Annotated in this window: 16 protein-coding genes, 1 tRNA gene and 2 pseudogenes; 11 read left to right on the top strand and 8 right to left on the bottom strand. The window is 57.3% G+C overall.

All coding sequences use genetic code 11. The features are described 5' to 3' along the window. Positions 1–181: 181 nt before the first annotated feature. The 5 genes and pseudogenes from H6815_13190 (at position 182) to mgtE (ending at position 6,660) form a co-directional block, all read left to right on the top strand. A pseudogene (locus tag H6815_13190) lies at positions 182–820 on the top strand (collagen-like protein). 270 nt (positions 821–1,090) lie between these two features. Then, positions 1,091–1,882: pseudogene (locus tag H6815_13185) on the top strand (collagen-like protein). A gap of 1,821 nt (positions 1,883–3,703) precedes the next feature. Next, the gene (locus H6815_13180) at positions 3,704–4,735 is read left to right on the top strand and encodes a collagen-like protein (protein ID MCB9861394.1); all 1,032 of its coding nucleotides are present in this window, start codon (positions 3,704–3,706) and stop codon (positions 4,733–4,735) included. A 13-nt stretch (positions 4,736–4,748) separates the two neighbouring features. Then, positions 4,749–5,153, top strand: a complete 405-nt coding sequence (locus H6815_13175) for a hypothetical protein (GenBank protein MCB9861393.1) — start codon at positions 4,749–4,751, stop codon at positions 5,151–5,153. Positions 5,154–5,274: 121 nt separating this feature from the next. After that, positions 5,275–6,660, top strand: a complete 1,386-nt coding sequence (gene mgtE / locus H6815_13170) for a magnesium transporter (GenBank protein ID MCB9861392.1) — start codon at positions 5,275–5,277, stop codon at positions 6,658–6,660. A 54-nt stretch (positions 6,661–6,714) separates the two neighbouring features. Here the strand turns inward: mgtE and H6815_13165 are convergent, their stop codons facing one another. The 6 genes from H6815_13165 to H6815_13140 all read right to left on the bottom strand — a co-directional run bounded on the left by H6815_13165 (position 6,715) and on the right by H6815_13140 (position 12,760). Further along, positions 6,715–7,293 carry a DUF937 domain-containing protein gene (locus tag H6815_13165; GenBank protein ID MCB9861391.1) on the bottom strand — a complete coding sequence of 193 codons (579 nt, stop codon included), beginning with the start codon at positions 7,291–7,293 and terminating at the stop codon, positions 6,715–6,717. A 129-nt stretch (positions 7,294–7,422) separates the two neighbouring features. Beyond that, a complete protein-coding gene (locus H6815_13160) occupies positions 7,423–8,571 on the bottom strand; it encodes an isocitrate/isopropylmalate dehydrogenase family protein (protein MCB9861390.1) in 1,149 nt (382 codons plus the stop codon). A 96-nt stretch (positions 8,572–8,667) separates the two neighbouring features. Further along, positions 8,668–10,644 (bottom strand): homoaconitase, encoded by a 1,977-nt coding sequence (gene lysF, locus H6815_13155; protein MCB9861389.1) that lies wholly within the window; start codon positions 10,642–10,644, stop codon positions 8,668–8,670. Between the two features lie 36 nt (positions 10,645–10,680). Beyond that, positions 10,681–11,250, bottom strand: a complete 570-nt coding sequence (locus H6815_13150) for an HDIG domain-containing protein (GenBank protein MCB9861388.1) — start codon at positions 11,248–11,250, stop codon at positions 10,681–10,683. A 35-nt stretch (positions 11,251–11,285) separates the two neighbouring features. Then, positions 11,286–11,933, bottom strand: coding sequence for a GNAT family N-acetyltransferase (locus H6815_13145; protein MCB9861387.1), 648 nt, complete (start codon positions 11,931–11,933; stop codon positions 11,286–11,288). Then, positions 11,930–12,760, bottom strand: coding sequence for a citryl-CoA lyase (locus H6815_13140; GenBank protein MCB9861386.1), 831 nt, complete (start codon positions 12,758–12,760; stop codon positions 11,930–11,932). The genes H6815_13145 and H6815_13140 overlap by 4 nt, the downstream gene beginning before the upstream one ends. Positions 12,761–13,082: 322 nt before the next feature. On the opposite strand from H6815_13140, the gene H6815_13135 reads away from it, so the two are divergent. Continuing rightward, positions 13,083–14,054: a hypothetical protein gene (locus tag H6815_13135; GenBank protein ID MCB9861385.1), complete on the top strand. Its 972-nt coding sequence runs from the start codon at positions 13,083–13,085 to the stop codon at positions 14,052–14,054. 75 nt (positions 14,055–14,129) lie between these two features. Here H6815_13135 and H6815_13130 read toward each other — a convergent pair whose 3' ends face one another. Next, on the bottom strand, positions 14,130–15,047 hold the full coding sequence (locus tag H6815_13130; GenBank protein MCB9861384.1) for a CoA-binding protein: 918 nt from the start codon (positions 15,045–15,047) through the stop codon (positions 14,130–14,132). Positions 15,048–15,074: 27 nt separating this feature from the next. After that, the gene (locus H6815_13125; GenBank protein ID MCB9861383.1) at positions 15,075–16,586 is read right to left on the bottom strand and encodes an acetate--CoA ligase family protein; all 1,512 of its coding nucleotides are present in this window, start codon (positions 16,584–16,586) and stop codon (positions 15,075–15,077) included. Positions 16,587–17,133: 547 nt separating this feature from the next. On the opposite strand from H6815_13125, the gene H6815_13120 reads away from it, so the two are divergent. The 5 genes from H6815_13120 (at position 17,134) to H6815_13100 (ending at position 20,496) form a co-directional block, all read left to right on the top strand. Next, positions 17,134–17,204, top strand: a tRNA-Gln gene (locus H6815_13120). A gap of 43 nt (positions 17,205–17,247) precedes the next feature. Continuing rightward, positions 17,248–18,066, top strand: coding sequence for an NTP transferase domain-containing protein (locus tag H6815_13115; GenBank protein ID MCB9861382.1), 819 nt, complete (start codon positions 17,248–17,250; stop codon positions 18,064–18,066). After that, positions 18,063–19,046, top strand: a complete 984-nt coding sequence (locus tag H6815_13110) for a ribose-phosphate pyrophosphokinase (GenBank protein ID MCB9861381.1) — start codon at positions 18,063–18,065, stop codon at positions 19,044–19,046. The genes H6815_13115 and H6815_13110 overlap by 4 nt, the downstream gene beginning before the upstream one ends. A gap of 61 nt (positions 19,047–19,107) precedes the next feature. After that, positions 19,108–19,740: a 50S ribosomal protein L25 gene (locus H6815_13105; protein MCB9861380.1), complete on the top strand. Its 633-nt coding sequence runs from the start codon at positions 19,108–19,110 to the stop codon at positions 19,738–19,740. Between the two features lie 114 nt (positions 19,741–19,854). Next, complete coding sequence (locus H6815_13100) at positions 19,855–20,496, top strand: aminoacyl-tRNA hydrolase (GenBank protein ID MCB9861379.1); 642 nt, start codon at positions 19,855–19,857, stop codon at positions 20,494–20,496. Positions 20,497–20,525: the final 29 nt, after the last annotated feature.

The raw sequence follows: 20,525 nt of genomic DNA, 5'->3' as shown, positions 1-20,525 counted from the left end.
GTGGTAGGTATTGGTTCAGTGATTCTTTCTCGATTCAAACAGAGCCACTTTCTTTTTTTCGTGCTTCAACATTTTTGAACACAAACCAGCAACTTTCTGGTTACCATGACCGCTCCAATCATCCATGGTGCTGTCTGTTCAGCACACTGTTGTTCTGTGAGAGAAAAAGAGGCTATTCCAAATGAACGTTCGATTGAGCACGATTGCACCGTGTGCAGCTGTTTTTTCAGCATGCCTCCTGACCAATGTTGCATTTGCCCAGTCGACCCCAACGATCGACAGTGCTGACACTACATTTACATATCAGGGGCTTATGACCGATGCGGGCAACCCGATCAATGGTCAGGTTGATCTGAGATTCCGGTTGTTTGACGGCCCCGCAGGTGGCAGCCAGATCGGAACGACACTGGTGCTTAATAGCGCAACCGTCGTTGATGGCGTGATTACAACAGAGTTGGACTTTGGCTCCGGCGCATTTAATGGCGGAGCAAGATGGCTCCAGATCGAAGTCAGGAATCCAGCGGGTTCCGGTTCGTTTGTCACACTCTCACCTCGTACCGCAATTACCCCCGCTCCCTATGCAATGTTTGCCTACAACGGAAACGCTGGTCCGCAAGGTCCGCAGGGCGATCCGGGTGCGACAGGTCCTGCTGGTCCGCAAGGCCCGCAGGGTGATCCGGGTGCGACAGGTCCTGCCGGTGCTCAGGGACCGCAGGGCATTCAGGGTCTCACAGGTGCAACCGGTCCTGCTGGTGCTCAGGGACCGCAGGGCATTCAGGGTCTCACTGGTGCAACAGGTCCTGCTGGTCCACAGGGACTGCAGGGTGATCCGGGTGTGAACGCAGCGAAGTACATCGTTGACACCACACTCGCCAACGGCGCAACACACACCAGTGTGAATCAGGCGATCGCAGACGCGGTCGCTGCTGGTCACGGTCTTGCTGATCAGACGACGATTCTCGTTCGTCCCGGTACGTACACAGAAAACGTTGATCTGAAGGCCGGCATCCATCTCGTTGCTGCTGCAACAGGCAAGCATTTTACAACGGAGATCCGCGGTAACGCCACATACATCGACCAGGGCGGTTCGATGAGCATCTTCGGCATCGAGTTCTGGACTGACTCGGGCGATGCGCTGCTGATGAACAGCGTTGTTGCCAACTCGCAGATCTTCATGACGGGCGGCGGATTCACCGCTGCAACTGGCGCAGACGACGCTGTCGAGATCAACGTGCTGATGTCCGGCGCAACACCAGGCCTCGTGCTCGACGATGTCGTGTTCCGCACGCAGGGCACTGCGACCGGCTATCCGGTCAACATGGTCAGCGGCACGATCCAGGGACGCGCTGGCACGTTCAACCCGGCGAACAACAACGCGATCGCGATGAGCATGGTCAACAACTCGCGTGCGTGGCTGCGCGATGCCGACGTCTTCGGTCGTGTTGTCACATCGAACGGATCGTCGTTCCAAGCACGTTACAGCCAGTTGCGTCCCGGTGCAAACCCGGCTGTCATCGACAACTCCACCGGCACGCACATCCTGCAGGACTGTCTGCTCGGCAGCGTCTCAACATCGCCAACATTCGCGCACACCGGCGAGGCCTTCTCAAGCGATGGCGGTGCCTTCTGGTACGCGGGACTGCAGTACACACCGTACTTTACAGTGACATCGATCCCCGCCAGCGCAACGCTGCTCGACGGGACAGGACCAACCGGTCCTGCTGGTCCGCAAGGCCCGCAGGGTGATCCGGGTGCGACAGGTCCTGCCGGTGCTCAGGGACCGCAGGGCATTCAGGGTCTCACAGGTGCAACCGGTCCTGCTGGTGCTCAGGGACTGCAGGGCATTCAGGGTCTTACTGGTGCAACAGGTCCTGCTGGTCCACAGGGACTGCAGGGTGATCCGGGTGTGAACGCAGCGAAGTACATCGTTGACACCACACTCGCCAACGGCGCAACACACACCAGTGTGAATCAGGCGATCGCAGACGCGGTCGCTACGGGCCATGGCCTTGCCGATCAGGTTACGATTCTCGTTCGTCCCGGTACGTACACAGAAAACGTTGATCTGAAGGCCGGCATCCATCTCGTTGCTGCTGCCACAGGCAAGCACTTTACAACGGAGATCCGAGGCAACACGACATACATCGATCAGGGCGGTTCGATGAGCATCTTCGGGATCGAGTTCTGGACTGACTCGGGCGATGCGCTACTGATGAACAGCGTCGTTGCCAACTCGCAGATCTTCATGACGGGCGGCGGATTCACTGCTGCTGCTGGCGCAGATGACGCTGTCGAGATCAACGTGCTGATGTCCGGCGCAACACCAGGCCTCGTGCTCGACGATGTCGTGTTCCGCACGCAGGGCACTGCGACCGGCTATCCGGTCAACATGGTCAGCGGCACGATCCAGGGACGCGCTGGCACGTTCAACCCGGCGAACAACAACGCGATCGCGATGAGCATGGTCAACAACTCGCGTGCGTGGCTGCGCGATGCCGACGTCTTCGGTCGTGTTGTCACATCGAACGGATCGTCGTTCCAAGCACGTTACAGCCAGTTGCGTCCCGGTGCAAACCCGGCTGTCATCGACAACTCCACCGGCACGCACATCCTGCAGGACTGTCTGCTCGGCAGCGTCTCAACATCGCCAACATTCGCGCACACCGGCGAGGCCTTCTCAAGCGATGGCGGTGCCTTCTGGTACGCGGGACTGCAGTACACACCGTACTTTACAGTGACATCGATCCCCGCCAGCGCAACGCTGCTCGACGGGACAGGACCAACCGGTCCTGCTGGTCCGCAAGGCCCGCAGGGTGATCCGGGTGCGACAGGTCCTGCCGGTGCTCAGGGACCGCAGGGCATTCAGGGTCTCACAGGTGCAACCGGTCCTGCTGGTGCTCAGGGACTGCAGGGCATTCAGGGTCTTACTGGTGCAACAGGCCCTGCTGGTCCACAGGGACCGCAGGGTGATCCGGGAGCACCAGCTTCCGAGTTTATCGTTGCGACAACACTCGCCAACGGCGCAACACATACCAGCATCCAGTCAGCGATAAACGACGCTGTCACTGCTGGATACGGCTCGGGCAACCCGACCACGATTCTCGTTCGTCCCGGCAACTATGTTGGCAATGTGAACCTTGTTGGCGGAATCCACCTTACAGGCGTTGTCGGCGTGAAGTCGTTTGCCACTCAGATCACTGGTCAGGTCACACACACATCCGGTGTGGTCTCGCTCGTCGGCATCGACATTTCGAATCAGGGTGGCGCTGGCGACGCACTTATCATCACCGGCACAAACGCAGCCACGCAGGTCTATCTTACTGACTCGGTCGTCTACTCCGGTGGCGCAAACTCCAGCGTCTATATCGACGTTGAACAGGGCGGCTCGTCCGGCGTGACATTCAACAACGTCAACTTCCGCAATGTCGGCGGCACTGGCATCCCCGTGCGTGTCATCAGCGGCACCATCCAAGGTGCCCACGGCACGTTCTGGCCGCAATCGGCAACAACCGCTGCGATCGAACTGACCTATGGCGGTGTTGGTGGCGACTACGGTCGCGCATGGATCAGAGACTCGGACGTGTTCGGCAAGATCGTTGCTGACGGACCTGCAGTCCCACCGACCGGCGCTGTGCTTGACCTTGTGTCGAGCCAGATCCGTTGCGGCAACGGCGTTGCAATCGATGAAACCAGCAGTGGTGGTATGAAGATGCTCGATGTCTTCGTCCAGCCCGATCCATCGCTGACAGGCGATGTGGTAAACTCGAATGGTAACTTCTACTACGGGCTGCTGACATACACCAACCCGTTGCAGACCATGCCCGTTGCAGCAACACTACTCCCCGGCTCGGGTCCAACCGGCCCTGCTGGTCCGCAAGGTCCACAGGGTCCCGCCGGTCCGCAGGGACCAACCGGTGCGACGGGTGCAACAGGCCCGGTTGGTCCGCAGGGACCAACTGGCGCAACGGGCGCAACAGGTCCCGCAGGAACAACCGATTGGAACGGACTCACGAACGTACCTGCAGGTTTCGCAGACAACATTGATAATGACACGATGTACTCGGCTGGAACCGGACTTCAACTGGCCGGAACAACGTTCTCAATCCCCGCAGGCGGAGTAACAGCAACTGAGATTGCAAACATCACTCGTACAGTGATGTATTCAGGAAGCAACTTTACACCCAGCAGCACTTCAACATTCGATCTGGATAACTCGGTTAGCTTGTATCGCCGGGTGCGTGTCGTCTCATTCGCTGGTGCGAACAACGATGGATACATGACACTGACATTCAGGGTTCCGGACGATTACGTTGGTCCGACTGCTTCGGATCTGTCAGCAAATCCCGGTCTTCAGACACCACGCCTGCGATTCGTTCTTGCTTCTGATGAGCAGGCTGCAAACAACGGAGCCGCAGACCTCGATTTCAGTTTCGCAGAGTTGTCTCAACTCACCTTGTCTGCAGGTGCCAATCTCTTGCGATACAACATCTCAGGAGACGCTGCTGGCGCAAGCGCAGCACTATGCCCCGACTTGGAAGAGGCGGTTCCATCGGTCGTTGTTATTCCAGAATCCGGTGACGTATGGAGCACATCGGAGGGGTCACTGACATCGTGGACCGCTGGCCAGACAGTCGTGCTCACAGTCGCACGTCGGGGTGGCAATACAACGTCTGATCCCAACTCCCAGCGAGTCGGTATCATGTCATTCTCGTTTGACTACGAGTCAGCACAGTAAGGGGGAGGCACACATGAAAACAACTGCTTCCCATATTGTATTGCCCAGCCTATTGCTGCTTGTCTGTGCAGATACCGCTTCCGCTCAGGTTGCAATCTCGTGGCAGACAATCGACGGAGGTGGTGGCATCGCTCAGAACGGCTCGCTCCGCGCACACGGCACAATCGGCCAGCCCGATCCGGAAGTCATGACAGCCGGGTCGCTCGCAATCTCCGGGGGATTCTGGTTCCACATCCCCGAACCGGTGCCATGCTACGCGGATTGCGATTACAACGGCGTGCTGAACATCTTTGACTATATCTGCTTCGGGAACGTGTATAGCGCCCAGGATCCATACGCAGATTGCGATGGAAACAACACGCTGAACATCTTCGACTACATCTGTTTCGGCAACGCGTATGCGGCGGGCTGCCACTAACCGGAGAATGCCATTGGCCTGCATCGGCAGGTGAATACAATCCCTGAATGCACACTATGCAAGCGATGTGACGACAGACACGGCGTCTTCGTCACCGCTTGCTTTTCTTTGGTGGAAGTGAATGAACGAGCAGACACCATCGCACACATCAGCACAGAACAAGGCTGCCATCATTCGCGCGATTGAATCACAGTCGGCAGATGACTGCATTGCGTGGTTTGATGCATCGCCGATGGCTGACATCGTCCATGATGTCGCTGCACTATCGACTCACCAGCGGACAAAGCTGCTTGCGCTGTTGCCAACGGAGTCCGCTGCGGAAATCGTTGAGCAACTGCCATTCTCGCAAACAACAGACGTGCTTGAAGAGCTTGAGCCTTCCGCTGCTGCACAGATTCTGGAAGTGCTCCCAAGTGATGAATGCGCCGACATCATCAGCGAACTCGATGAAGCAGCCGCGAGTGCGATTCTCGATAAGCTTGATGCAGCCGTGGCGGATGATCTTCGCAGACTGGTTGCATACGACGAGGAATCAGCTGGCGGCTTGATGCTGACCGAGTATCTGGCATTCGTGGAAACTCAAACCGTTGCAGACGTTATTGCCGATTTAACAACCAACGCGGAAAAGTACGCAAAGTACAATATCCAGTACACATATGTTGTCGATAAAGAAGCAAAGCTCATGGGCGTTGTGCCGTTGCGTCGGCTGTTGCTTGCTGGGCGCAACACGCTGCTGCGCGAAGTGATGATCGCAAACCCTGTCTCTGTCGTTGATCAAATGGAGCTCCAGCCGCTCGCATCTGTGTTTCGTGAGCATCCGTACATGGGGTTGCCCGTTACAACGCTGGACGGTGTGCTGCGAGGTGTTGTCGAACGCAGCGCAGTCGAGCACGCGCTGACCGAAGAAGCAGACGATCTGTATCGCCAGTCGCAGGGCATTGTGGGCGGTGAAGAGCTCAGATCAATGCCATTGATGCTTCGCTCCCGCAGAAGACTCGCGTGGTTGTCGGCAAACATTGTCCTGAACATGATCGCAGCAAGCGTGATCGCGATGCACCAGGACACGCTTAGCGCGGTCATCGCGCTCGCGGTGTTCCTTCCGATGATCTCAGACATGAGTGGATGCTCTGGGAATCAGGCGGTTGCTGTCAGCATGCGTGAGCTGACGCTCGGTGTGACTCGGCCGCAGGATCTCCTGCGTGTGCTTATGAAGGAGAGTTCTGTCGGACTGATCAACGGCGTTGTCCTTGGCGTGCTGATCGGGTGCGTCGCATCAATCTGGCAGGGCAGTCCGATGCTTGGCGTTGTCGTTGGCGGTGCGCTCATGATTAACACTGTGGTTGCTGTATGTATTGGCGGGTCGATTCCACTGGTACTGAAACGCTTCAAGCTCGATCCCGCGCTCGCGTCGGGACCCATCCTGACAACGGTCACCGACATGTGCGGGTTCCTGCTCGCATTGACGTTCGCGTCAATGCTGCTGACACAAGTTCCTCCCTCAGCATAAAAATGCACCCCATTCCTGATGGAACGGGGTGCGAGAAAGTGAACAGAACTGAATTCAGAAGAACTTCTTAGCCATGCCCAGCACATCGTCCATGACACTGCCATCACCGTCCTGATCGAGCAGACTTGAGAGCATGGAGCGTGACTGCTTTGGTTCCGGTGCGGGTGTTCCACCGCCGCCAATAAGACCTGAAACAAAGTTGCCGAGCCCGCCCTGTTGCTGCTGCTTACCAAGCCCGCCCATGAAGAGTGTGGCGGCCATCGGAAGCATCTTCTTGATGGTGCCGATGTCAACACCGGTCTTTGCAGCAGCGTTTGCAGCAACCTCGCGCGACACTTCCTTGCTGCCGAAGATGTGTCCGAGAATTGCGTTGCCCTCGGCTTCCGTCTCTGCCTTGCCGAAAAGCTCGGCTGGATTTTCCAGATAGCGAGCGTGATTGCCGTTGGACAGAGCGCCCATGAGCGACTGCAAGCCATCATCTGACTGTGTGTTCTTCTTCACTCCAGCACCGAGCGCAGGAGTGAGATGCTTCATAACAGCTGCTGCCTGATCGCCGCCGATGCCGAACTTCTTTGCGAGCGCTTCAACGGCTGCGTTCTGCCCGTGACCCATGATTGTGTCGAGAATGCCCATGTGTTTCCTCCCCAGTCGCGAGTGAATGTGGCACCGCGCGATCCACCATCGCATCGCGTGCTGCCCGACTATAGCAGGACACATGATGGGACGTTTGCTCGTGGTCTGATTGCATTCCCGGAATGGGGATCAGACGTACTTGGCGATCTCCTCGCAGACCTCCAGCGTGGTGTTGGACCCGCCCATGTCATAGGTCTTAACCTTGCCTTCCTTGATAACGCGGGCTATCGCTGACTCAAGACGCGACGCCATGTCCATCTCACCCAGCCATTCCAGCATAAGCCGGCTCGTCAGGAGCATCGCGATCGGATTGACCTTGTACTGGCCAGCGTACTTCGGGGCCGATCCATGCGTCGGCTCAAACACAGCGTATTTGTCACCGATGTTTGCTGCGGGCGCGAACCCGAGACCGCCAACAAGTCCTGCGCACAGATCGGAAACAATGTCACCGAACATGTTCTCAGCCACGAGCACGTCGTAGTCTTCTGGATTCTTAAGCATCCACATGCAGATCGCGTCGATGTTCGCTTCCCACGCCTGGATGTTGGGATAGTTCTTCGCCACCTCGTGGAAGACGCGCGTCATCAGGCCGCCGGTCTCGCGAAGCACGTTCGGCTTCTCGACGAGCGTGACCGACTTGCGGTTGTGCTTCTTCGCGTACTCGAACGCCTGCGTGACGATGCTGCGGCATCCCTGCTCAGACATAATGCGAGTGGAGAGCGCAACATTCTCAAACCCTTTGTTCTTCCACGGCTTCATCTTCGGGTTGAGGCACAACGCGTCGTAGACCGACTCAGGGAGCGGGTAGAACTCAACGCCGCCATAGCTGCCCTCGGTGTTCTCGCGGAAGACAGTCAGGTCAATATCAACATCGCCACCACCCGGGTTGCTCTTGCGCGTGCCGCGATAGTTGAGCGGGTTGCCCTCGTAGCTCTTGCACGGGCGGAGGTTTGTGTGTAGGTTGAACATCTGGCGCAGCTTGACGATGGGGGAGAAGTACACCAGCCCCTTGTCCTTCAGTTCCGGGGCGAGTTCCTTGATTGCTTCGGCGTTTGGCTTTGATGTGATCGCGCCGAACAGTGCGCAGGTGGTGTCCTTGAGAATCTCGACGGTGCGATCTGGCAATGGATTGCCTTCCTTGCACCAGAACTCCCACCCGATGTCGGCGTGGATGTACTCTGCATCAAGTTTGAGCGCGTCGAGCACGAGACGTGCGCCTTCCATGACATCGTTACCGATCCCGTCACCGGGCATCCATGCAATCTTGTACTTGGCCATTGTGGCTCCGTGGAATGTGAAAACGTGGTTCTGATCCGAGATACGTGGAACGGAGGATAGGATGCCGAGATCGTGTTGTGGAGGGTGATTTAGGGCCTAAATCTTCCCCTGAGCAATCGCTTCAGCCCCGCCTGCGACGATCAGTTCCTGCGCAACCGGCGAGAGTGGCGTGAACGAGAACACCTGCCCGTCAGTGCGTATCTCGGACGCTGCAAAGTCAATCGTCAGTGAGGGCCCGGCAACGGTGGGGGACGAGGTACCTGCCGAAGCAAGCGACGACTTCAGATGGTCGACGAGTTCGGCACACTGGATGCACAGGAACCCGTTGTTGAACGCGTTGCGCAGGTACGTCTCGCTGAATGATGCAGCAATGACGCACGGAATGTCCCGGTACTTCAATGCTGTTGCGGCCTGCTCGCGACTCGACCCCGTGCCGAAGTTCCGTCCGCCGATGATGATGTCGCCAGACTGGTACAGCGAGTTGAAGTTCGGGTCGTAGTTCTCGAAGATCAGATCCTTCATCTGCTCAGGTGTCAGCGCGTCGTTGTATGTGTGCTTGCCAGCGTAGATGCCGTCGGTATTCATGTTGTCGGCGTGCATGTAGAGCGCGCGGCCTGTGACCGTCGCGGGGAACCCGTCGAGCAGTTCGGCATTCTGTGAGTCTTTCTTGCCAGCGGGATTGATGCGCACAGAACCAACGGGCTTTGCGCCATTGGATTTCGTCGGACTGCAGATGTATCCCGCGACTGCGCTCGCTGCGACAACAGTTGGCGACCCGAGATAGACCTCTGCGTCGCGGCTGCCCATGCGTCCCTTGAAGTTGCGGTTTGTTGCACTAATCGCAACCTCGCCGTCCTCGACAAGCCCAGTGCCGAGCCCAATGCACGGCCCGCATCCGCTGGGAAGTGGCTTTGCGCCAGCAGAAAGCAATGTCTGCCAGTGACCCGCGTCCTCTGCCTGCTTCTGTACGTCTGCCGATGCGGCTGCAACGTAGAACGACACGCCGGACGCGACTTTCTTGTCTTTCACGACCGACGCGGCTTCTGCGATGTCTGCAAAGCGCGCATTGGTGCATGAGAGCAGGTACGCTTTCTGGATCTTGAGTTGCTTTGCTTCCATCTCACCGACGGAGTGCATCACCTTCACATGGTTCGGCCCGGAGACATACGGTGTCACAGTCGAGAGATCAAGCGTGAGATCGACAGCGTACTGCGCTTCGTCATCGGCAGCGAGTTTCTCGCTGGACCAGCGTGCAACGTCCTCTCGCGTGTACGACCCCTTGCTCCCGGTCTTGCGATCGCCGGGACGCTTGTCTGCAGCAAAGTAATCCGCTCTTGCTTCGAGATAGGCTTTGAGTGTTTCATCAAACGGAAACACACCAGCGAGTGCTCCCCATTCGGTTGTCATGTTCGCAATGGTCAGGCGATGGTCCATGCTCAGGTGCTTCACACCCTCGCCGACAAACTCGACAGCGCAGTTGAGCACCTGGTCCTCATTGAAGAGCCCGCACAGGGTGATGATGACATCCTTGCCGCTCACGCCGGGCTGGAGTTTCCCGGTCAGTGTGCATCGCGCGACGCGCGGGACTTGCCACCACGTCTGCCCGGTCGCCCAGATGCACGCCGCATCTGTGCGGACAACGGGCGTGCCGAGCGCGCCGACACCGCCGTACATGTTCGAGTGTGAGTCCGAGCCGACAATGAGCGTGCCGGGCACAGCGTACCCCTGCTCGACCATCACCTGATGGCTGATGCCCGTCCCCGCCGGATAGTGATCGATCCCGTGCTTGGTCGCAAACCCTGTGATCTTCGCGTACTTGCCGAGATTGATCTCGGTTGTGTTCTGGATGTCGTGGTCAATCGCGAACACCGGCTGCGACGGATCGAAGATCTTCGGATCCTTGCCTGTGCCGCCAAAGATGCTCGCAAACTTCGGGATGACAGCGCCCGTGTTGTCGTGCGTCATCACGTGCTTGGGACGGATGCGGATGATCTGTCCCTGCCGGGCGCTTGCGCCACTTGGCAGTCCGACAGCGAACCTGGTAGCAATCTTTTCAACAAGTGTGAGTGACACGCGCGCTCCAATTCATGCGTAGAGATGCAGACTGATTTACTTCTTCCCGAGATACTTTGCGATATCAAAGTCGACAAAGTCGGCGTGGTGGAAGATGATGCTCTCGATCGACCGCTGCACCTTGTCGCCTTCGTGAGAGTGCGTCGCGACGATGTGCATCACCTCCGGCGGAATCCCGTGCTTGTAGCACATCGCTACACCCGAGAACGGATGACGCAGCATCTCGCCATAGTGCCCCTTGATGACATTGCCATTGGCGTCCTTGTCAAACTCCAGAGGCTTGCCCACGTCGGCGAGCAATGACCCCGCGATGAGATAGTCAAGATTGATCGGGATGCGATCGCCGAAGACCTCGTTGAGTACTTTCGCGATCGCGATGCACTGTTTGCAGCACGAGTTGAGATGCTCGATGTACCGAAGGTCGATATCACCCGCGAGCAGTGTGAAAGGCACCGCGCGAAGCTCGTCGGTCGTCCAGCCGCGACCGCCGCACCCCGTCGTAATCGCCTCGTTCCAGACCGCTGCCACCTTGGTTCGCAGATCTGTATTCTTGATGTCCATGATGTTGGGAAAGAGGCTCGCAACCTGCTCGACGCTCATGCTCATGAAACAACTCCGTGTGTGTCCGATGTAAGTTCAGTTCAACGTGGACCCGCGTATATGTGTTCGTTCGCCTTCGCACGCGCGATGGACTTTGCGAGGTCCGGCTCAAAGTCCTCGCGCACGATCGCGTGAAGGATATCGTCCGTCCGCTCGCCCCTGACAACAAAGTAGGATCTGCGTGTGCCCTCGTAAACAAGCCCGATCTTCCGCTGGACCTTGCCCGAGGCGTGGTTGCCCGCGAAGTGCCCAGCCTCGATGCGGTTGAGATCGAGCACACCAAACCCGAAGCCCAGCATCGCGTGGGCCGCTTCGGTCATGTACCCATTGCCCCAGTACGGCACGCCGATATAAAACCCGATCATCGCGGTCTTGTGCTTGAGCCACAGGTTCAGGCTGACATCGCCGATCAGTTCGCCGGTGTCCGCGAGTGTGATCCCGAGGCAGCAGCTTGCGCCCTCGGTCCAGCCCTTTGCCTGACGCTCATACCAGTCCGTCGCATGCTCGATCGTGTACGGGAACGGCAAGCTCAGCGTGGTCACGTTGATCCGCTCGTCGTTGCACAGCTCCTGAATTGTCGGGATGTCCGCCTCGACATACCTGCGCAGCACAAGACGCTCGGTGCGGATCGGGAGCGCCGCATCGATCTTTGCCGCAAGCTCTGGTGAGAATGGTTGGGCTCTGGTCATCGCCCAGATGGTAGCGAGTGGGGTAGCGACCGGGCCGCCGGGCCGTCGTACTCGTGCGCGCCCGCGACGACCCTGCGCATCGGCTTCATCCGCGTCTGCTCCTCGGTCACGTGCGCGACCAATCCCGGCACACGAGCGATCATGAAGAGCCCATTCATGACCTCGGGCGCAAAACCCATGTCGGCGAGGATCGCGCCGATCGCGCCGTCCACGTTGATGGGCAATGGCTTGCCAGCATCCGCGAACGCCCGCTCGACAGCTCGCGCCGCTGCGACGTGGTTGCCGGTCACGCCCGCCTGCTCTGCAAGCTCGAACAGTCTCGCGGTGCGAGGATCGTTGGTGTGGATGCGATGCCCGAACCCTGAGAACCGCTCGCCTCGGGTCTTCATGGCAGCGAGTTCGTCCTTCACTGCATCATCAAACTTGGCTGCATCAAGAGGAGAAGCGTCACCACCAGCGCGCTCGATGATCGCGCCCAGTTGTCTGGCGCAGTTCTCGATGGCGCCGCCGTGGTGTTTGTTGATCGACATGATCCCAGCAGCGACCGACTGGGAGAGCGACGCGCCGGTCGACGCGACGGTGCGAGCTGCGAGCACACTGGGCGGCGTCGCTCCGTGGTCGATCGACGAGACGATGATCGCGTCCATGAGCCTGCCGATCGCAGCTGAGGGCAGTTCGCCCCGCAGGATCAGATAGACCGCGCTGCCGAACGAGACATTGCCCATCAGGTCGGCGATGTCATGCCCGCGAACGCGGACAGCGTTGGGCTTGATGTCGGTGATGGCTGTGGGCCAGGTGTCTTGTTTGGGGGCAGTACCAGCGCTCATGCGGGCTCCAGTGGGTTTTTCGTGCTTCGTTCTTCGTTTTCTCTCTTTGCAGAGGTCAACAACCCTGCCCGATAGGGACAGACGGGATGGTATGTGGGCGACGGGTCATTGCCGACCGACAACACCAGCGTCATTCCTGTATCCCGTTTCCGTCATCCACGATGTCTCACTCGTCATTCCCGCGAAAGCGGGAACCCAGAGAAAGAAGCAGGAATGGAACCACAGAGGACGCAGAGGTGCACAGAGATAGGAAGCGACTGTGCAATAGAATTTGAATAATCCTGAGAAGTGCTTAATCAGAGATTTGCCATACAATCGCTTCATGGAAGAGTTTGCAAGCCCCACAAGCTGGTATTCAGTCTTTGGAGATTTTACATTTGAGCCAGAGCTAATTCGTTTTAACGGTGGAGAGATTCCAGTACCAGAGTCGAGCGAAGGCCCCGCAAGTACAACTGCTAAGACGGGTCTTGCTATATGTGACATTAAATATGGCGGTGGACTCATATCAATGGAGGTTGAGTCAGATCATGCCGAATACATACCTGCAGTGCAAGCGGTTCTCTTCAGAGATCCATCTGCAGACAATAGACTAACAGCGGGATTTAGCAGTAGCGAGTGGGATGACAACTTCACTGTAAATGAGTTTATTCTAAAACCTCTTCTAGGTGGAAAACAGGGTTGGAACAAGCTAAATGGCACCGGCTCAAAGATCAGAGAGCGAGGACGATCCTATAGACTTGAAGTCGAAAAGCATGCATCAATTATTGAAATCCAAGTGGATGGGATTATTGTATTGCGACATCGGATGCCAATTTCGCTGCCACCTACACAATGTGGCGTGTTTTGTCAAAGTAAAACCGAAGTGCGTATTCGTAACTTTCGTGTTGCAGCAATAAGACCCAAAGTCTTTGTTGTGATGGAGTTCAGTACTCCATTCAATGAGTTGTACGCTGAAGTAATCAAACCAATAGTTTCCGAGTGCGGTCTTGTAGCTGAGCGAGCAGACGAAGTCGCTGGGCCGGGCGTTATTATTGCCGACATTGAACGCAAGCTTCTAGAATCTGATATTGTAATTGCTGACATCACTCCACAAAATGAGAATGTGTTCTATGAGCTTGGATATGCCCATGCAATTGGAAAACCCACGATCCTTACAGCAGAGCATGGTAAGAAGCTGCCATTTGATGTTTCACCATTTCGAACACTCTTCTACGACAATACAATTGCGGGAAAACGTCAGTTTGAAGAAGGGCTACGAATGCACCTGAATGCGATTCTGAACCCAAATCGCTAGATGTTCTACTGGATCCCCGCCTGCGCGGGGATGACGCCAATAAGTTTCTACTCTGTGTCTCGGTGCCTCTGTGGTTCAGTTCTTTGTCGCCAGCACGCGCTGCGTTGCTTCGGGCAGATCGCCAAAGCTCTCAACAACTGTTGCTCCCGCATCGCGCAAGGCTTTCACCTTGCCCGCGTGCGTGCCACGGTTGCCCTCGATGATCGCGCCAGCGTGGCTGAAACGCGTGCCCTCGGTCGCAGCCTTGCCGCCGATGTACGCGACGACCGGCTTTGTTACTTTCTTCTCCTGCATGAGCTGCGCGAGATCCTCTTCCATGGACCCGCCGATCTCACCAAAGAGCACAATGGCATCGGTCTCGGGATCGTTCTGGAACATCAGCGCAACGTCGGGGAAACGCAATCCGAGCACAGAGTCGCCACCGACGTGGCAGATGGTGCTTGTGCCGATGCCTGCCTGCCCAAGGTAGTACGCAGTGGAACTGGACATGCCGCCGGACCTGCTGATGACGCCGACGTTGCCGGGTTTGAACCACGCCTTTGCGCTCTCGGCGCGCCCGCCGATCATGCCGACGACCGCTTTGCCGGGGCTGATGATGCCAAGCGTGTTGGGTCCGACAAACGACGCGCCGTGATGCTTTGCTGCTGCTGCGATCTCCATTGCGTCCCACACAGGCACACGATCGGGCACGAGCAGGAGCAGTTTCACACCAGCCTCGATCGCTTCGATCGCGGCACCCTTGACGAACCTTGCGGGCACAAGAACGACAGAGATATCAACGTCGCCCCCGCAGTGCTCGCGCGAGTGCTGCATCGCGTCTGCGACAGCATCAAACACGGGCACGCCGAGCACTTCCTGCCCGCCCTTGCCCGGCGTGCAACCACCAACGACGTTGGTGCCGTACCCGAGCATGAGCTTCGCCCGCGCCTGACCTTCCCGGCCGGTGATGCCCTGAATGATGACACGCTTGGTTTGGTCTATGAGTATTGCCATGATTTGCTTTCAGATAAGTTGATTTTCTCAGAGCCCAAGCACATCAAGCTGCACAAAGAACCCATCAACACCCGCGTTTCGACACTCCACCTCGCACATCACGCACTCGGAGTCTTTCGATTTGAAGTCTTCCGCTTCAATAGTCAGTGCAGGTGTGCCATTGTCGTCCTTGAATAAACCAGACGAGTGCTGCATGATCGCGTCCTTCGACGCTGGCCACGCATTCGTGTCGATCCACACCATGCCGCCGGTGATCGGGAACGACATGGCGTGATTCGATTCAACAAACTCGGGGACGCGCGGCTTGCGCGGTGTCCAGATCGTTGCGTCGTTCTCTGCGACAAGCGACGCGAACCGCTGGGCGATCTTTGCGGGCGGGTCTGTTTTTTTGTATCCTTCGACGGGCACGCGGAGCGACTTCGCAGCAGCGTGCAGGATATCGACCGCGCGATCTTCAGCATTGCCACCAAGCCGCACGACAACCGGGATCGTGATATCGAGTTCCAAGAACGCTTTAGCGAGCCCGTAGGCGGACCAGAACTGCTCCTGGCTTGCAACGCCGGAACCCGAGCCGAAGTATCCGCACAGATCGGGCTGGGACAGAATGATCCTCGCTGCGCGGTACACCTTGGCAGCCGACGGGTTGCCTGAGGTGTCGGTGAAGTTCGCGATCGTGAATCCTTCGTTCGTGATTGCGTCCATGGACATCATGGACCCGCCACCGCCCGCACCATGAAACCCAGCGAGTCCCTTGGACCCGGGCTTCGCAGTTGTCGCCATCTGCGCGAAGAAGAACGTGCCGCGATGATCGTCCTGCTCGACGGTATACGCGATGCGTTCCAGCTTCGTTGGTGGATGATCGAGTTCGCGCGCGATCTCAATACCAAGTTCCGGATGTCGGAACACCGCGTAGTCATCGATCGTGCATCGACAGTCGAGCGCAACAATCGACCCATCGTCCATTACCGCCAGTGGATTTATCTCAAGCGATGTCGCTTCGACCGTCTTTGCAACATCGAACACCTGCGCGAGTGTGTCGGTGATGCGGTTCTGCACGTCCTTCCCAAGATCGGTCCTTGCAAGAAACGTTGTGATCGTGTCACGGTCCGGCCCGGTGTGCACATCGCACGGAACTGTCGCAACCTGCCCGGCACGATCCTCGACGCCCGATCCACCTGCGGTCGAGATCAACAGCATGGGCTGCCGGTTCTTGCCATCGATGGTTAATGAGACAAACAACTCCCGCTTCGGAGGCATCTGCTCCTCGATAAGTACCTGCTCGACCGGGAACTGCCCGACCTTCATGTCGAGCATCTTCTGCGCGAGTGCAGCGGCTTCCTCGGGAGTATCAGCAAACCCGACACCACCGAGTGCTGCCCGGCCGGTGGTCCACGCTTGGATCTTGACGACGACGGGGCATCCAAGATCGCTCGCCACTTTCGCAGCAACTTCGGGCGAATCGGCCGGATTCCCACGGGGAACAGTGATGCCGCCACGCGAGAGCAGCGCCTTTGCCTGGTATTCGTGCAGTCGTGCCATGGAATCCTTTGACGGTCGGGAAAAAGAAAGAGTGGGTACAACCGGTGTGGCTGCGATTGTTGAGACAGGGGCACAGAGCATCAAGAAAAGCAGTCTGAATCAGATCGAAACGTCATCGCTCTTGGACCTAAGCGATTGGCACAATCGTTGACTTGTCAGCCCCCGGCTCTAACATTGCCCTCACGCGAGTCCGGCTCTGGTCGGGCTTCGCGTCGGAGCCGTCTGTGACGGATGCTGGCAGGTCTCCGACCTCTCAGCTGAGGCGCAGCATGGGTCTTCCCCGCAACGAGGATCGTCTGTCGGTCTTCATCGCGGCACCGGGAAGATTCCGCTTCAGCCAGCGGGCAGTGCGCGCGCTGGTCCCTTGTGCCGCGGTCATCGTTTTCGTGTCGGCTCGCTTCGTGCGATCCTGCCCGGGACCGATCGGACCGCGTCAGTTCGCGTGACGATTGGCTTTGAGCAGTTTGATTGTGAAAGAGGTTTGAGCGGAACATATTGAGAGCCGGAAATGCACGGTGAGCATTATTTGCCTGAGTGCATTCATGATTACCCGGTAGTGTAACGGTAGCACGACAGTTTTTGGTACTGTTTGTCCAAGTTCGAATCTTGGCCGGGTAACTTTTCTCTTTGCGTTCCGCCAGAGTCCGACACGGAGATACGTTTGGAATCACACCAGACAACAACACACGCGCCATCCGCGGTCATCCTTGCTGCTGGCAAAGGCACGCGCATGAAGAGCGATCTACCAAAGGTACTGCACGAAGTCGCAGACCGACCCATGGTCTGCCATGTTGTCGATGCGTGCATCAAAGTTGGATGCGAAACCATCGTCGTCGTGGTTGGATACAAACGCGAACTCGTCGAAGCAGCACTCAAGGACTATCCCCAGATTCGATTTGCTGTGCAGGATCAGCAGCTCGGCACGGGGCATGCGGTTGTGTGCGCACAATCGGAACTTGCCGACACGATCGCAGCAAAGTGCGACACATTTGTGCTGTGTGGCGACGGTCCACTCATTCGTGCAGAAACACTGAAAACGATGCTCGCGCGTCATCGCGAGACAGGCGCAGCTGCAACACTCGCGACATCCATCATTGATGATCCGACCGGGTACGGACGCATCGTGCGAAATCTCGATGGCACATTCAAAGCGATCGTCGAGCAGAAGCATCTGGATGACGATCAGCTTGCGATCCGCGAGGTGAACCCGAGCTATTACTGCTTCCAGCCCAGGGAACTCTTTTCTGCGCTCGATCGTGTTGAGCGGAATGATGTGTCGGGCGAATACTACCTGACCGACACGCTCGAGCTCCTGAAAAACGATGGCAAGCCGGTTGAGGTGATCGATGCGGTCCCGCCCGAGGACGTGCTCTCGATCAACACACCCGAGCAACTCGCGGTTGTTGACCATGCATTGCGAGCACGCAACGCATCGTGCGCGTGCGGTGATCAGACATCATGCTGTGGGGGGAACGCATGAGCAACGGATTTGTTGGCGAACTTCGTGTGTTTGCAGGCCGACACAGCCGCGATCTTGCGATCCGATGCTGCGACCACATCGGCATCGAGCTCGGCCGCGCTCGCACAACGCCGTTCCCCGATGGCGAACTGCTGGTCAAACTCGACGAGGATGTGCGTGGACGCGACTGCTTTGTTATTACATCGACCTGTGATCCTGTTAATGACAACCTGATGGAGCTGTTGATCTTCATCGACTGCCTGCGCCGTGCCAGCGCATCGCGTGTGACAGTCGTGATGCCATACTTCGGATACGGCAGGCAGGACCGCAAGGACGAGGGGCGCGTGCCGATCACAGCGAAGCTCGTCGCAAACCTGATTACTGCAGCTGGCGCGGATCGCGTGCTCACACTTGATCTCCATGCCGCGCAGATCCAGGGGTTCTTTGATATCCCAGTGGACCATCTCAGCGCGACGCCGGTGTTTCTTGATTACTTCCGCGAGCATCGCGAGGAACTGGGGGATCTATGCCTCGTCAGCCCGGACGTGGGGAATGTCAAGGTCGCTGAAAAGATGGCGAACCTTCTCAATGGTGACCTTGCGATCATCAACAAACGCAGGCTCACCGGCTCGGAAGTCGTGACGGGACATCTCATCGGCACAGTCGAGGGAAAGACCGTGCTGATGTTCGACGACATGATCTCGACCGCGGGCACAATCACCGAAGCTGCGAAGGTCGTGCTGCAGTCGGGCGCAAAGCGCGTCATCGCAGCTGCCACGCACGCGGTGCTTGTTGATCCTGCAACGGATCGCCTGGCTGGTGAATCGATCTCACAGGTCATCGTGACGAACTCGATCCCCTGCGATAACCGGTGCGAAAAAATCAAGAACAAACTGGTTGAGCTCTGCGTTGGCAAACTGCTCGGCCAGGCAATCGGACGAATCCACAACAATCTCTCGGTCAGCGCGCTCTTCCGCGGTGCTGGCGAGATGAAACGGTAAGCGATGCGACACTCAAGGGAAGGTTACAACACAGTCGTGTTGAGATGAAAGGATAGAAAGAATGGAAGCACATATTCCAACACTGAATGCAGATGTCCGGGAGCGACCGGGCTCGAAGTACGCACAGCGCCTTCGCCAGAACGGCAAACTGCCCGCTGTCATGTATGGTCACGGGCAAGATCCTGTTTCCATCACAATGGACGCGGCAGAGACACTGTCACACATCAGCAAGGGGGAAAAGCTCTTCACCCTGAAGATGACGGGCGGCGACCAGACAGTACTGCTTCGTGATCTGCAGTTCGACTACCTCGGTAACAACATCATTCATGCTGACTTCTCACGCGTGGATCTCGAAGAACGGATCCACACACGTGTGCACGTTCGTCTGAAGGGCGATGCAATCGGGCTGAAGTCCGCTGGTGCGATTCTCATCCATCCGGTCACAGAACTCGATATTGAGTGCAAGGTGGCAAATCTGCCCGACGAGGTGATTGTTGATATCAGCAGCCTTGAGGTCGGCGCATCAATCCACGTCCGAGACATTACGTTGCCTCTGCCCACGATGAAGATGCTCTCTGATGGCGATGGTGTTGTTGCGCACATCGTTGTTCAGGGCGAAGAAAAGACGGGAGAGGCAACGGAAGCAACGGGTGAAGCCGCTGCAGATGCAGCCAAGCCTGAAGCAAAGTCCTAAGAGTACTGTCACAGAGAATCAATGCTGCGTTGGCTGACCCAACTTCTTGCGTCATCGTCACGAAGTGCGAGTGTGGCCACCAGTAATATGGATCCATCAGATGGGGTTCCCATTGTGAAACTGATTGTTGGTCTTGGCAATCCCGGGCATGAATACGAAAAGACGCGTCACAACGCGGGTTTTCTCGTGCTCGATGCGCTCGCTGCAAAGCATGCGAGTGGGGGTATTGTCAAGTCAAAGTTTCATGGCGCAGTGCTCGATGCGATGATCGGGGGCGAGAAATGCCTGCTGCTCAAACCGCTGACATACATGAACCGGTCTGGCCAGTCAGTTGCTGAAGCGGCCCGGTTCTACAAGCTTGATCCTGCGAAGGACGTGCTTGTCGTCGTCGATGATCTTGCCCTTCCGTCAGGCAAAATCCGTCTGCGTGCGTCGGGCGGTTCCGGCGGGCACAACGGACTGTCGGACATAGATCGTGTACTTGGTACACAGAACTACCCGCGTCTTCGTGTCGGTATCGATGCAAAGCCGGATTTCATGGATCAAGCGGCGTACGTCACCGGGCGATTCACCGATGAGCAATGGGCGTTGCTTCAGGACTCAATCGAGTCGTCGATCAAAGCCATCCAGTGCTTTGTCTCCCAGGGCATCACAATGGCGATGAACAAGTTCAATGCACCTGCGCTAGAACCTCGCCCATCTCAAAAAAAAAGTCAGGTATCCGAAGATCAGACATCGGATACAGCAAACACATAGTGCAGCGACGTGCAGTCGTCTGCTGAGCA

The sequence above is a fragment of the Phycisphaeraceae bacterium genome (assembly GCA_020639155.1).
Lineage (GTDB): Bacteria > Planctomycetota > Phycisphaerae > Phycisphaerales > UBA1924 > JACKHF01.
Note: the sequence above shows the minus strand (reverse complement) of the source record. Positions and strands in the feature narration are given on the sequence as shown.